This window comes from Aeromonas molluscorum, from assembly GCF_051376105.1.
In the GTDB taxonomy this organism is placed as follows: Bacteria; Pseudomonadota; Gammaproteobacteria; order Enterobacterales; family Aeromonadaceae; genus Aeromonas; species Aeromonas molluscorum.
The window spans coordinates 923,549-935,489 of record NZ_JBPQCY010000002.1 but is presented as its reverse complement, the minus strand read 5'-3'; the positions used below and the strand labels follow the sequence as shown (position 1 = coordinate 935,489).

Sequence of the window (11,941 nt, the reverse complement as noted above, 5' to 3'; positions counted from 1 at the left end):
GAAAAGACAACGAGGGAGTGGGACAACCCGCGCCCTCGTTTTTCATCCCCCTGTCAAAACCTGAGGTCGCAACGTGCGGCAACGCCAAGATAGTGGGCCATTTCGGGCTTTCAGCGACAATCCCCCAAACGCTGCCCCCTCATGCACGGCGCCCATCGGGCTTGTCAGAGGGTCAGCTCCGAGCCCGCCCACTAAAAAAGCGGTTTTGCCCGCCCGCCCTAGCTGCCATAATTGGCACAAATACCCCGGCCTTGCACTATTTGACCCATGCAAACACTGCAAAATCATTTTCTGCTCGCCATGCCGAGCCTCAAGGATCCCTATTTCGAGCGCGCCCTCGTCTACCTGTGCGAGCACAGTCCCGAGGGAGCCATGGGGCTGGTAGTCAATATCCCCGTCGACATGGCGCTCGATACCATGCTGGCCCAGCTCAAGCTGACGCCGCCCCCCAAACCCGAACTCAAGCAGTCCGTGCTGCAGGGCGGGCCGGTCGCCGCCGAGCGCGGCTTTGTGCTGCACAGCTTTCGCCCCGGTTTCAACTCCAGCCTGCAGGTCAGTGACGAGCTCATGGTCACCACCTCCAAGGACATACTGGAGACCCTGGGCACGGAGCTGGCACCGGATCACTATCTGGTGGCGCTGGGCTACGCCGGCTGGAGCGCAGGCCAGCTCGAGCAGGAGCTGGTCGACAGTGCCTGGCTGGTGATACCACCGGACAAGGCGCTGCTGTTCGATACTCCGACTCACCTGCGCTGGCAGCAAGCTGCCGCCAGTATTGGGGTCAACCCCTTGCACCTCTCCAGCGACATAGGGCACAGCTAAGCCTGGCCCTTCCCTCACCTCACAGGTACAGACATGTCATCAGCGCGCAGCATCATGGGCTTCGATTACGGCACCAAGAGCATAGGGGTCGCCATCGGCCAGGAGCTCACCGGCACGGCGCAACCCTTGCGCTCCCTCAAGGCCAATGACGGCGTACCCAACTGGGACGAGATAGAGAAACTGCTCAAGGAGTGGCAACCGGACTTGCTCATTGTCGGTCTGCCGCTCAACATGGACGGCACGGATCAGGAGATCACGGTGCGGGCCCGCAAGTTCGGCAATCGGCTCCATGGCCGCTTTGGCAAGCAGGTCGAATTCAAGGATGAACGACTCACCACCACGGACGCCCGCGCCCGTCTGTTCGAGCGCGGCGGTTACAAGGCGCTCGACAAGGGCAGCGTGGATGGCGTCTCGGCCCAGCTTATCGTCGAAGCCTGGATGGAAGAGCAATACGGTTAGGGGTCATCGCAAAGAGAGCCTCCTCCTCGGCCAGTGCGAGCACACCACTGGCGACCATGAAAAAGTGCGCCGGGGCAGCCCGGCGCACTTGTATCCGTTATCTATCGAGCTAGGACTAGTCAGCCAACTGGCTCAGGATGGCGTGAGCCGCCTTGATGCGCGCCTCGTTGGGATAGTTGCGGTTGGCCAGCATGACAATGCCTATTCCTTTGGCAGGTACGAACGCCACGTAGGCGCCAAAGCCGCCGGTCGAGCCGGTCTTGTTATAGAGCCGCTGCTCGCCCATCGCTTTGGGCACCGCAAAACCCGTGACCGGATTGGCCTGGAAGCTCACCGCCGGTGAGTTGCCCGCCAGCAGCACCTGCTCGGTGACGGGATAGGCGTAACTCTCCCAGCCCAGTCCCTGAGTCATGCCCCCCACCGAATGGAAGCCGGTGTGGGTCAGCGCAATCGCACTTGTTACCGCGGCATCTCCCTGATACCCCATGTTCGCCTCGACAAACTTCAGCAGATCCGCAGAGCCGGTCTTGATGCCATAAGCCTCGGCCGCCAACACGCCCGGGCTGACCCTGACGGGCTTGTCTTCCTTCGAGTAACCGTAGGCATAATTCGCCATGGCCGACTCCGGCACCTGGATATAGGTATGATGCAAACCCAGCTTGGGCAGCAGGGTCTGGCTCATCAGTTGCTCAAATGGCTGGTCCAGGCTATTCGCGGCCAGGTGACCAAACAGGCCTATGCTGGGGTTGGAGTACTGGCGATGGGTACCCGCCGGGTAGGCTGGCGTCCACTGGCGATAATAGGCATGCATCTTGTCGATGGAATCCACCTCGTCGGGGAATTGCAACGGCAGACCGCCCGCACTGTAGGTGGCGAGTTCGGCCATGGTGATGCCGTCGAAGGCGGAGCCTTTCAGCCAGGGCGCATGCAGGCTCGCCTTGTCATCCAGCTTAAAACCGCCCTTGACCGCGGCATAGGCGCCAAGGGTCGCGGTCAGGGTCTTGCTGACCGAACCAATCTCGAACAGGGTCTGCTCACTGACCTTGGCCCCGGTAGCCCGATCCGCCACCCCATAGTTGAAGTAGTGCGCCTTGCCCCCTTGGAGCACGGCGACCGCCATGCCCGGGATCCTCTGCTCTTTGAGCAGGGGCTGGATGCTGGCATCGACCAGCTTGTTCAGGGTATCGGTTTGAATGTCGGTGGCAGTGCTGCCCGCCTGAGCCAGGCCGACCCAGAGCAGCGTGCTCGCTGCCACCCAGTTAATCCGCTGTCGTTGTTGCATTGGGTTTTCGTCCTCTTGTTTATCGGATGCCACCGTCACGGTGAGCAGTGAGACCAGCTTAGCTGGCCAGCATGTGCTGGATATGAGGCCATGTGAAGTCTGGGTGAAGTGACGCGAGAGATGGTGATGACATGGCTTGCTCGCCGCCACGGCGGCCGATGACCAGCACCGCCGCCCCGCACGTTGCGCCCACTGCCGAGCCATAGAAAAAGGGGAGCCACTGGCTCCCCTTTTTAGCTGTCTGGCTTGATGCGTTATTTCTTGGCTGGGGTATCCCAGATCCCCGCTTCCAGCTGGCTGCGGATCTCCGGGTACTTGTTGGCATCGAAGGTCGGCACCTTGCCCAGCTTGAGCTGATCGTTGTAATCCTTGGCCAGCTTGATGGCGACCCCGGAGAGCAAGAGGATGGCAACCAGGTTGACGATGGCCATGAAACCCATGGAGACATCTGCCATGGCCCACACGGTCGGCAACTCACCCACGGAACCAAACATCACCATGCCGAGCACCAGCAGACGGAACAGCAGCAGGCCACCCTTGTGGTTGTGCTCGAGGAAGATGAGGTTGGTCTCCGCGTAGGAGTAGTTTGCCACGATCGAGGTAAAGGCAAAGAAGAAGATGGCGGTGGCAATGAAGATATTACCCGAGCTGCCAATCTGGGACGAGAGCGCCCGCTGGGTCAGCTCAACCCCCGTGATGCCAGAGCCCGGCTCGAACTGACCGGACATCAGGATGATGGCGGCAGTACAGGTACAGATGACGATGGTGTCCATGAAGACCCCCAGCATCTGCACATAACCCTGAGAGGCCGGGTGCGGCGGATAGGGGGTGGCGGTCGCGGCGGCGTTGGGGGCAGACCCCATACCGGCTTCGTTGGAGAAGAGACCGCGCTTGATACCATTGATCATCGCCTGGGAGATGGCGTAACCCATGGCGCCGGAACCGGCCTGCTCTATGCCAAAGGCGGACTTGAAGATAAGGGCAAATACACCGGGTAGCTCGGTGATGTTCATCGCCACAATGACCAGGGCCAGCAGAATGTAAGCCAGGGCCATGAAGGGCACCACCAGCTCGGCGAAGCGGGCTATGCTGCGGATGCCGCCGAAGATGATAAGGCCCGCCAGCAGCACCAGGACGATACCGCTCATCCAGTCAGGAATGCCGAACGCCACGTTCATGGCCAGGCTGATGGAGTTGGCTTGCACGGCGTTGAATATCAGACCGAAGGCCAGCAGCAGGCAGAGGGAGAAGAGCACCCCCATCCAGCGCATGCCAAGGCCGCGCTCCATGTAATAGGCAGGACCACCTCGGTAGTTACCGTCCTCATCCTTGACCTTGTAGAGCTGCGCCAGGGTGCTCTCGACAAAGGCGGTCGCCATGCCGATAAAGGCGATCAGCCACATCCAGAAGATGGCACCCGGGCCACCCAGATAGATGGCAACAGCGACGCCGGCCAGATTACCCGTGCCCACTCGGGCCGCCAGACTGGTACAGAGCGCCTGGAAGGAGGAGATGCCAGCCTTGTCAGATTTCCGGCTGTTACGCAGTACCGAGAACATGTGGCCGAAGTGGCGAACCTGGATAAACCCCAGGCGGAAAGTGAAGAAGATGCCGACCCCGATCAGCAGGTAGATGAGCACGGCTCCCCACATCAGGTCGTTCAGTAAAGCTATCAAGGTATCCATAATTCTCTCGTTGTTATTCACATCCATGGCCAGTCTGCGCTGACCGCTTTGCTGTATGTTGCCAAATAAGCTTTCTGCTAAAGGGGCGGAATCTAGCATAGCGTGCTGATTCAGAATAGTGATCCAGGTCACCCTGATCACAAAAAACGAGCGATAGCGGGCCTAAAAACAACATTTATTCCGCAAACATTCAACAAAAACGGTAATCCATACCTAATGTGGGTATATTTATCCCGAGCAGGGATGCAGGACGGCACGGCCTTGCTTCTCCGATCTGCGCGCCATCGTTTGCTCAAACGTTTCCCTGCACCCTGACAAAAACAGCCAGCTTTTTGAAAAACGTTTTACATGTAATAAAATTTCAAGTAGTGGTCATGATATTTTTTGTGATCAATCACTCAAATATGATAAAAAGCCAAAAAAGGTGGCGTTAATAAGCCGCTCGATAGTGCGATAGCTGCATTAAAAACATCATATAAATCATTAACTTCAACCATGATGCACCCCAAGAGCCACGCCGCTGTTCGATCCCTGTGCAATCCCCCCTCTTGCGGTAGGCCCTTCAACTGTATTAAGTAGGCAAACAGTGTGGATGGGGTCTCCTCATCCAGCAGTTCTGAGCGTCTGACGCCGCGTTTTTGTAATTTTGTTTCAAAACGTACCGCCCACGCCATCACCCTGGGATGACTCCCCATCAAGAGATGATATTTGCCATGGCCGATAAATTAACTCAGCTCAAAGCCCTGACCACAGTCGTTGCCGACACCGGTGATATCGAAGCCATCAAGCGCTACCAGCCGACCGACGCCACCACCAATCCTTCATTGGTGCTCAAGGCCGCCGAGATCCCCGAGTATGCACCGCTGATCGACGACGCCATCGCCTGGGCCAAGGCCCAGAGCCAGGACAAGGCTCAACAGCTCATCGACGCCGGTGACAAGCTGGCGGTCAATATCGGTCTGGAAGTGCTCAAGATAGTACCGGGTCGCATCTCCACCGAAGTGGATGCCCGCCTCTCCTTCGATACCGACGCCAGCATCGCCAAGGCCCGCAAGCTGATCCGTCTCTACAACGAAGCTGGCATTGCCAACGATCGCATCCTGATCAAGCTGGCCTCCACCTGGGAAGGGATCCGCGCCGCCGAAGTGCTGGAGAAAGAGGGCATCCAGTGCAACCTGACCCTGCTGTTCTCCTTCGCCCAGGCCCGCGCCTGTGCCGAAGCCGGTGCTTTCCTGATCTCCCCCTTCGTCGGCCGGATCCTCGACTGGTACAAGGCCAAGCACAACCGTGACTACACCCCGAGCGAAGATCCGGGCGTGGTATCCGTTACCGCCATCTATGACTACTACAAGCAGCACGACTACCAGACAGTGGTCATGGGCGCCAGCTTCCGCAACACCGGCGAGATCCTCGAGCTGGCTGGCTGCGACCGCCTGACCATAGGCCCCGCCCTGCTGGAAGAGCTGAGCAAGAGCGAAGGCGCCGTGGTGCGCAAGCTGAACTACACCGGCGATCGTCTGCCTAAGCCGACCCCGATGAATGAAGCAGAGTTCCGCTGGGAGCTTAACCAAGATGCTATGGCCGTTGAGAAACTGGCCGAAGGGATCCGCATGTTTGCCGTCGATCAGGGCAAACTGGAAACCATGTTGGCCAGCCGCCTGGCTTGAGTCTCCACCTGCTGAAAAAACCGGGCACCCTTTGGGTGTCCGGTTTTTTTTCGCCGATTAATTTAGCCAATTGAACCCTGTCATATGAATGTCACGAAAACGTTTTAATTTCCATAGCACTGTGTTATACGGTTGATGAAAAGAATAACAACCAAGGAGGGATCCATGGATATGTTCAGCTATGACGTTGAAGATGTTGTTGAGCTGGGTTCACGCGGTCGCGGGACAACGGGAAAAAAACGCAAGTGGAGAGAAATCGAGGCATTGAAGGATAAACATCGCTTGCAGAAGGAGCTGCAGTCGATCGATATCACCTACGATGGTCTCTCCGAAGAGATAGTGCTGTAACAGCATGGACTCTCATTAAAAGACCCCGCCTCTGCGGGGTCTTTTTATTTCAGCCAAGCAGTCGTTTGCCCCGTTCTCGCGCATAAAAACAGGCCCGGCATGATGCCGGGCCTTTTTTTATGGCGTAGCCAGCTAGCTGGCAGGCAGAGAGAGGCGGCGAGCCAACTCCTGAAAGTGCTGGCTTACCTCGGGTCCGAACAGGGGATCACCTATGGCACGGTTTTGCCACTGTTGCTCGAGTTGGCGCCAGTCATCTTCGGTCAGTGCATCGCGCAGATGCGGGAAAACCACCCCTTCCTCATAGTTCATATGGCCCTCTTGCAAGATGATGAACTGGGCCAACTTGGCGGTAAACTGATCCAGGGGAATGACGGCATCCAGCAGGATCATCTCCACCATCTCCTTCAACTGGGCACCGGTCTCGGCCAGACAGGCATGCTCCAGTTGCAGCCGTTGGCTAACTTCTCCCTCGACCAGGCGGTACTTGAGGTAGTAGTCATAGATGAGATCTTCCTTGGGATGGTGGTACTTGTCCGCCACTTCCAGCAGATAGTCGATCACGTCACGCACCAGCGCATAATCGACCGGCCGCTCCTCATTGATGGCATTGAGCTTGCTTTTGAGCAGATCCAACAGTCTGGCTATGTTGAGATGATCCTGGTGCAGCTTGGCTAACATGGGCTCTCCTTAGCTTAAAAATGGGCATGTCCGCCTTTGAGTATACGGCCATTTATCCCCTCAACTTTGCCCTCAATCAAGTCAGACGCAGACAGAACACCAGTCGACCGGGCTCTGGCTCTGCTCAACCAGCAGGCGATTCGTCTCAGTGAAGTGACCACAGCCGATAAAGCCGCGATGGGCTGAAAGCGGGCTGGGATGGGGTGCGGTGAGCACATGGTGACGCTCCTTGTCGATGAAACGCCCCTTCTTCTGGGCATGGGCGCCCCATAACAGAAACACGACCCCTTCCCGACTGGCATTAAGCTGCTCTATCACCCTGTCGGTGAAAGTTTCCCAACCCAGCGAGGCGTGAGAGTGAGCCTGACCAGCCTCAACGGTCAGCACCGTATTAAGGAGCAGCACCCCTTGCTTGGCCCAGGACTCGAGGAAGCCATGGTTGGGGATGGTGAAGCCGGGCAAGTCCCGCGCCAGCTCCTTGTAAATATTGACCAGCGAGGGTGGCGTACGGACGCCGGGCAATACGGAGAAACAGAGGCCATGGGCCTGGCCCGGGCCGTGATAGGGGTCTTGTCCCAGGATCACCACCTTTACGTCCGCCAGCTCGGTCAGCTTGAAGGCATTGAACACCTCGCTTGTCGGAGGGTAGATGAGCTTGCCCGCTTCCCGCTCAGCCCTGACCGCAGCCAGGGTCTGCTTGAAATAGTCCTGCTCCTTCTGGGAGCCAATCACATCCGTCCAGGTCAACACCGGGATACCTCGTTCTCAATTTCTGCAAGGAGCCCAGAATAGGGGGAGGAACCGCCGGACGCAACCAGAGCTGACTCAGACCCGCCCCAGTAAAAGGGCTGAAATAAGGGAGCAGAGATCGAGCCCCCGGTCATATCCCGTCACTGGCCTGCGTTTATCTATTTAGCCAAAAAGAAGATAAGGTGTAGTTAAATTACTAGATTAAGGATTGGAAAGGTGCATAATTAAGTTATCTTACCTGTTGGTATAAATGACTTAATATTGATTAAACTCAACGAATTAAATGTCTGAAAGCGTCACTTTCCAGACGTTTTTTGATTTGGATCAAATTTGGTTTTATTACTAACGTGTTATATATGACCCCATCAAAGTAAAGGTGTAAGGCAAGCGCCCGTTAAGGCTGTTTCAGTTATTTTCAGCACATTTGGGTAATTTCCTTACAGTGGATCCGCTTTTAATGAGGAGTCATGCCATGATCAAGGGCATTCAAATCACCCAGGCCGCCAACGCTGCACTGCTGAATTCTTTCTGGCTGCTGGACGAAGAGCAGCAACAGGCTCGCTGCATTTGCGCCAAAGGCGACGCCTTTGCCGCCGACCAGGAAGTCAAACTGTCCGATCTGGGCCAGTTAGAATATCGCGAGCTGCCGCTGCAAAGCGACCCGGTCGTCGAAGGTGGCCAGCACCTTAACGTCAACGTGCTGAGCCGCGAGACCCTGGAAGATGCCGTCGCCAACCCCGAGAAATACCCCCAGCTGACCATACGTGTCTCCGGCTATGCGGTGCGATTCAACGCCCTGACTCCGGAACAGCAGCGCGACGTCATTACTCGTACCTTCACTAAGAGCCTGTAAAATCCGGCTTCTGGTACGCAATAAAAAAACCTCCCGTCGGGAGGTTTTTTTTATTGGTGGATACCACGGCACTGGCCATTGAATATACCGAAGCCACCTGACTCAAGGCGAACCGGTCCACGGAGCGGGCACCGGCTCTTCTTTGCTATCAGGCTGAGGTATCGAGGGGGTCGAAGCCCTTGATGAGGTCATCGATCGCCTTCATCTGCTTGAGGAAGCCTTCCAGCTTCTCCAGCGGCAGGGCACTCGGACCATCGCAACGGGCCACCTTCGGATCAGGATGGGATTCGATGAACAGACCTGCCAAGCCGACCGCCATGCCGGCACGAGCCAGCTCGGTCACCTGATCACGACGGCCACCGGAGGCGGCACCCAGGGGATCCCGGCATTGCAATGAGTGGGTCACGTCGAAGATCACCGGATAGCCTCCCGTGCTCTTCTTCATCACGCCCAGACCCAGCATGTCCACCACCAGGTTGTCATAACCGAAGTTGGCGCCGCGCTCACAGAGGATCAGCTGATCATTGCCGCACTCCTCGAACTTGTCGGTGATGTTCTTCATCTGGCTTGGGCTCAGGAACTGCGGCTTCTTAATGTTGATGACGTTGCCGGTGCGGGCCATGGCCTCCACCAGATCGGTCTGGCGCGCCAGGAAGGCGGGCAGCTGGATGACGTCAACCACCTCGGCGACCGGCTTAGCCTGATGCACCTCGTGCAGATCCGAGATCACCGGCATGCCGAAGGTCGCCTTGAGCTCCTGGAAGATCTTCATCCCCTCTTCCAGGCCAGGACCCCGGTAGGAATGGATGGAGGAGCGATTGGCCTTGTCCCAGCTCGCCTTGAACACAAAGGGGATGCCAAGCTTGCTGGTCACTTCCACGTACTTCTCGCACACCGCCATCGCCATGTCGCGGGATTCCAGCACGTTCATGCCACCGAACAGCACGAACGGTTTGTCGTTGGCTACATCGATGTCATTGATCTTGATATTCTTCTGTTCCATCTCAGGCATCCTTAAAGTGAAGAGGCTGGGGGCTTGCATCCAAGTCGGTCCGTTATGCCCTGGGCACACCGGTTTGATACTCTTCTGTTTCAGTTCCCAGGCCCCTTAAAGTGAAGGGGCTTGGGGCTTGAATCTAAATAAGTCCGCTGCGCCTTGGGCACACCGGTTTTGATTTTCTTCTGTTTCAGTTCCCAGGGGTCCTCAATGGAGGGGCTTGGGGCTGAGATCCAGAGCGGCCAGCTGCATCTTGAGCACATCGGCCACCGGATCGTCCGGGCATTGTTCAATAAAGTATTCAAAGTCCTCGGCGGCGAAACGCGGGCAGTCAAGCTGCTCATAGATGAAACCTCGATCCCGCGTCTCCATCGGATCACCGGGTTTCATGCGCAGCAACAGCTCGCTGGCACGGAGCGCCTCGGCCATGCGATTCTCGCGCAGCAAGGCACTCTTGCTGACATTGATCAGCCGTTCGATGATCTCCCACTGCCCCGAAGGTTGCAGATGATCCGGTTTCAGGGTCGCCAGGTTACCGAGGGAGCCACGCAGTAACAGTTCGATACGGCTGTGGCTCAGCACCTCGCCATTGAAGGGATCGACATAGACCTCCCCCTCATCACCCGCAAAACTCACCAGGAAGTAACCGGGGAAGCAGATCCCTTCCACATCCAGCCCCACACGTCTGCCAAGCTGGATCAACAATATGCCGAGGCTGACCGGTATCCCCTGGCGCTGCTCCAGCACGGTGGCAATGTCGCTGTTGCCAGAGGAGAAAAAGTCCTGCCAGTCGCCGTGAAACCCCAGACTCTGGTAGAAACCATGGATCAGCTGAGTGCGCACCTCGTCGGCGGTGCCTTCCTGGAGTGTTTCATTGAGCCACTCGTCGAGCAGCTCCAGTTCGCGCAGGGATCCTTCCCCATTATGCTCATTGATCTCCTCGCTGACGCTCAGGGCCAGCAAGGCGAGATCCTGGGCCTCAAAATCGGTCCACTCATCGATGCGAAACATCAGGCTATTCCCCTAGGTAGCAGACCGCTGGTCGTAAGCAGCGAGTCGGCAACCTCAGTCCATTTATCAATACCGGGCATCATGGGCCTTAACCAAACAGCGTTGAGTGCTTGAGTATGGCCAGCTTGGCCACGAAATAGACCCATCCCAGTGTGCCCAAAAAGGCAAACCAGCGGATCAGATTGCCACGGGCCAGACGCAGCGCCATCAGTCCCAGGAAGGCAACCACCAGAATGGATACCAGCTTCTCGCTGAGCCAGGGCACGACATTATTGAACGGATTGAGGTCCAGCACCATGCACAGGGCCACGCCGGTGAGCACCACCAGGCCATTGCACCAGCCACTCAGTTGCAGGGTGCGGGGATCCCTCGCACGGCTAGACCCCGTTTGCTGCCAGTAGAAGCGCAGTATGAACATCAGCACGGCGGCGGCGATGAGCAGCAGGTGAAGATGTTTGAGAGCAAAATACATCACTTATTCCTTGAACAAGACAGGGGCCTGGCCCGCCATCAGTCATGAGGGTGCCAGCAACCCAGGGTCACTCGCTCGTTATCGCCATAATCGCGTATGGTCGCCACCCTCTGATAACCCTGCTGCAACAGCAGGTTGCGCACCGCCTCCCCCTGGGTCCAACCGTGTTCGAGCAGCAGCCAACCTCCCGCGAGCAGATAGTCCGGGGATTGCGCCACTATCTGGCGCAAGTCAGCCAGCCCCTGCTCGTCGGCGACCAGTGCCGAGCGTGGTTCGAAGCGCACATCACCCTGAGCCAGATGTTCGTCATCCGGATCTATATAGGGTGGGTTGGAGACAATAAGGTCGAAACGCGGCGGCGCCGCCAATTCGGCCAGCGGGGCAAACCAGCTGCCCGCCAGCAGTGTCAGTGGCAATGACAAGGCCCGGCTGTTCTCCCGGGCCAGGGCGACGGCATCGGGCATCAGATCCAGGGCCCAGATATCGTCACCGGGACGCTCTGACTTGAGCGCCAGCGCGATGGCGCCGGTGCCGGTGCCAAGATCGAGCAGGCGGCAAGGCCCGGCGGGCAACCGGGAGAGCGCCTGTTCGACCAGTAGCTCGGTATCCGGACGCGGGATCAGCGTCGCCGGGCTGACTTTGAGGGGGAGCGACCAGAATTCCCGCTCTCCGATGAGGTGGGCGATGGGCTCACCATTCAGACGGCGAGTGAGCCACGCATGCAAAGTGGCCTGCTGGGCGGCATCGAGGGTACGCTCCGGCCAGGTCATCAGGTAGCTGCGCCGACAATCCAGCAGATGGCAGAGCAGCGCATCGGCATCGGCGCGGGGGGATTCCCCAAAGGCCAACGTCGCCATGATATGGGCCCGGGCTTGCTGGATCTGCATCAGCGGCGCTCCACCGAGGTCATGGCGTTA

14 protein-coding genes are annotated in these 11,941 nt (G+C 57.8%); 5 read left to right on the top strand and 9 right to left on the bottom strand.

The features are described from left to right. Positions 1-267 precede the first annotated feature (267 nt). The gene (locus ACSMDR_RS14985; RefSeq protein WP_436468765.1) at positions 268-822 is read left to right on the top strand and encodes a YqgE/AlgH family protein; all 555 of its coding nucleotides are present in this window, start codon (positions 268-270) and stop codon (positions 820-822) included. A gap of 33 nt (positions 823-855) precedes the next feature. Next, entirely contained in the window at positions 856-1,281 is a 426-nt protein-coding gene (ruvX, locus tag ACSMDR_RS14980) for a Holliday junction resolvase RuvX (protein ID WP_005907859.1), read from the top strand. A 115-nt stretch (positions 1,282-1,396) separates the two neighbouring features. Here ruvX and ampC read toward each other — a convergent pair whose 3' ends face one another. The 3 genes from ampC to ACSMDR_RS14965 all read right to left on the bottom strand — a co-directional run bounded on the left by ampC (position 1,397) and on the right by ACSMDR_RS14965 (position 4,922). Next, entirely contained in the window at positions 1,397-2,563 is a 1,167-nt protein-coding gene (gene ampC / locus ACSMDR_RS14975) for an FOX/MOX family class C beta-lactamase (RefSeq protein ID WP_436468764.1), read from the bottom strand. 254 nt (positions 2,564-2,817) lie between these two features. Then, a complete protein-coding gene (locus ACSMDR_RS14970) occupies positions 2,818-4,248 on the bottom strand; it encodes an alanine/glycine:cation symporter family protein (protein ID WP_005907861.1) in 1,431 nt (476 codons plus the stop codon). Positions 4,249-4,646: 398 nt separating this feature from the next. Then, positions 4,647-4,922, bottom strand: coding sequence for a hypothetical protein (locus ACSMDR_RS14965; RefSeq protein WP_436468763.1), 276 nt, complete (start codon positions 4,920-4,922; stop codon positions 4,647-4,649). A 39-nt stretch (positions 4,923-4,961) separates the two neighbouring features. Between ACSMDR_RS14965 and tal the strand changes: the two genes are divergently transcribed. Further along, complete coding sequence (tal, locus tag ACSMDR_RS14960; RefSeq protein ID WP_436468762.1) at positions 4,962-5,915, top strand: transaldolase; 954 nt, start codon at positions 4,962-4,964, stop codon at positions 5,913-5,915. A 165-nt stretch (positions 5,916-6,080) separates the two neighbouring features. Beyond that, positions 6,081-6,263 (top strand): DUF3545 family protein, encoded by a 183-nt coding sequence (locus ACSMDR_RS14955; protein ID WP_005907863.1) that lies wholly within the window; start codon positions 6,081-6,083, stop codon positions 6,261-6,263. A 132-nt stretch (positions 6,264-6,395) separates the two neighbouring features. Here the strand turns inward: ACSMDR_RS14955 and ACSMDR_RS14950 are convergent, their stop codons facing one another. Together ACSMDR_RS14950 and ung are read right to left on the bottom strand one after the other, a co-directional pair. After that, positions 6,396-6,941, bottom strand: coding sequence for a hemerythrin domain-containing protein (locus tag ACSMDR_RS14950; RefSeq protein WP_436468761.1), 546 nt, complete (start codon positions 6,939-6,941; stop codon positions 6,396-6,398). An 81-nt stretch (positions 6,942-7,022) separates the two neighbouring features. Further along, positions 7,023-7,691, bottom strand: a complete 669-nt coding sequence (gene ung / locus ACSMDR_RS14945) for a uracil-DNA glycosylase (RefSeq protein WP_005907865.1) — start codon at positions 7,689-7,691, stop codon at positions 7,023-7,025. Positions 7,692-8,163: 472 nt separating this feature from the next. Here ung and grcA point away from each other — a divergent pair, with 472 nt between their 5' ends. Next, the gene (grcA, locus tag ACSMDR_RS14940) at positions 8,164-8,544 is read left to right on the top strand and encodes an autonomous glycyl radical cofactor GrcA (protein WP_436468760.1); all 381 of its coding nucleotides are present in this window, start codon (positions 8,164-8,166) and stop codon (positions 8,542-8,544) included. 148 nt (positions 8,545-8,692) lie between these two features. Here the strand turns inward: grcA and kdsA are convergent, their stop codons facing one another. From kdsA to prmC, 4 genes are all read right to left on the bottom strand, one after another. Further along, entirely contained in the window at positions 8,693-9,547 is an 855-nt protein-coding gene (kdsA, locus tag ACSMDR_RS14935) for a 3-deoxy-8-phosphooctulonate synthase (RefSeq protein WP_005911759.1), read from the bottom strand. A 201-nt stretch (positions 9,548-9,748) separates the two neighbouring features. Then, positions 9,749-10,552, bottom strand: coding sequence for a SirB1 family protein (locus tag ACSMDR_RS14930; RefSeq protein ID WP_436468759.1), 804 nt, complete (start codon positions 10,550-10,552; stop codon positions 9,749-9,751). 88 nt (positions 10,553-10,640) lie between these two features. Continuing rightward, positions 10,641-11,024, bottom strand: a complete 384-nt coding sequence (locus ACSMDR_RS14925) for a SirB2 family protein (RefSeq protein ID WP_436468758.1) — start codon at positions 11,022-11,024, stop codon at positions 10,641-10,643. Between the two features lie 38 nt (positions 11,025-11,062). Beyond that, a complete protein-coding gene (gene prmC / locus ACSMDR_RS14920) occupies positions 11,063-11,911 on the bottom strand; it encodes a peptide chain release factor N(5)-glutamine methyltransferase (RefSeq protein ID WP_436468757.1) in 849 nt (282 codons plus the stop codon). Positions 11,912-11,941: the final 30 nt, after the last annotated feature.

Excerpts from the sequence above, each read along its gene's own strand:
- ACSMDR_RS14965 (WP_436468763.1), bottom strand. The coding sequence starts at position 4,922 with ATGGCGTGGGCGGTACGTTTTGAAACAAAATTACAAAAACGCGGCGTC.
- prmC (WP_436468757.1), bottom strand. The coding sequence starts at position 11,911 with ATGCAGATCCAGCAAGCCCGGGCCCATATCATGGCGACGTTGGCCTTT.
- ruvX (WP_005907859.1), top strand. The coding sequence starts at position 856 with ATGTCATCAGCGCGCAGCATCATGGGCTTCGATTACGGCACCAAGAGC.
- ACSMDR_RS14955 (WP_005907863.1), top strand. The coding sequence starts at position 6,081 with ATGGATATGTTCAGCTATGACGTTGAAGATGTTGTTGAGCTGGGTTCA.
- ACSMDR_RS14985 (WP_436468765.1), top strand. The coding sequence starts at position 268 with ATGCAAACACTGCAAAATCATTTTCTGCTCGCCATGCCGAGCCTCAAG.
- ACSMDR_RS14930 (WP_436468759.1), bottom strand. The coding sequence starts at position 10,552 with ATGTTTCGCATCGATGAGTGGACCGATTTTGAGGCCCAGGATCTCGCC.
- tal (WP_436468762.1), top strand. The coding sequence starts at position 4,962 with ATGGCCGATAAATTAACTCAGCTCAAAGCCCTGACCACAGTCGTTGCC.
- grcA (WP_436468760.1), top strand. The coding sequence starts at position 8,164 with ATGATCAAGGGCATTCAAATCACCCAGGCCGCCAACGCTGCACTGCTG.
- ampC (WP_436468764.1), bottom strand. The coding sequence starts at position 2,563 with ATGCAACAACGACAGCGGATTAACTGGGTGGCAGCGAGCACGCTGCTC.
- ACSMDR_RS14970 (WP_005907861.1), bottom strand. The coding sequence starts at position 4,248 with ATGGATACCTTGATAGCTTTACTGAACGACCTGATGTGGGGAGCCGTG.
- ACSMDR_RS14950 (WP_436468761.1), bottom strand. The coding sequence starts at position 6,941 with ATGTTAGCCAAGCTGCACCAGGATCATCTCAACATAGCCAGACTGTTG.
- ACSMDR_RS14925 (WP_436468758.1), bottom strand. The coding sequence starts at position 11,024 with ATGTATTTTGCTCTCAAACATCTTCACCTGCTGCTCATCGCCGCCGCC.
- kdsA (WP_005911759.1), bottom strand. The coding sequence starts at position 9,547 with ATGGAACAGAAGAATATCAAGATCAATGACATCGATGTAGCCAACGAC.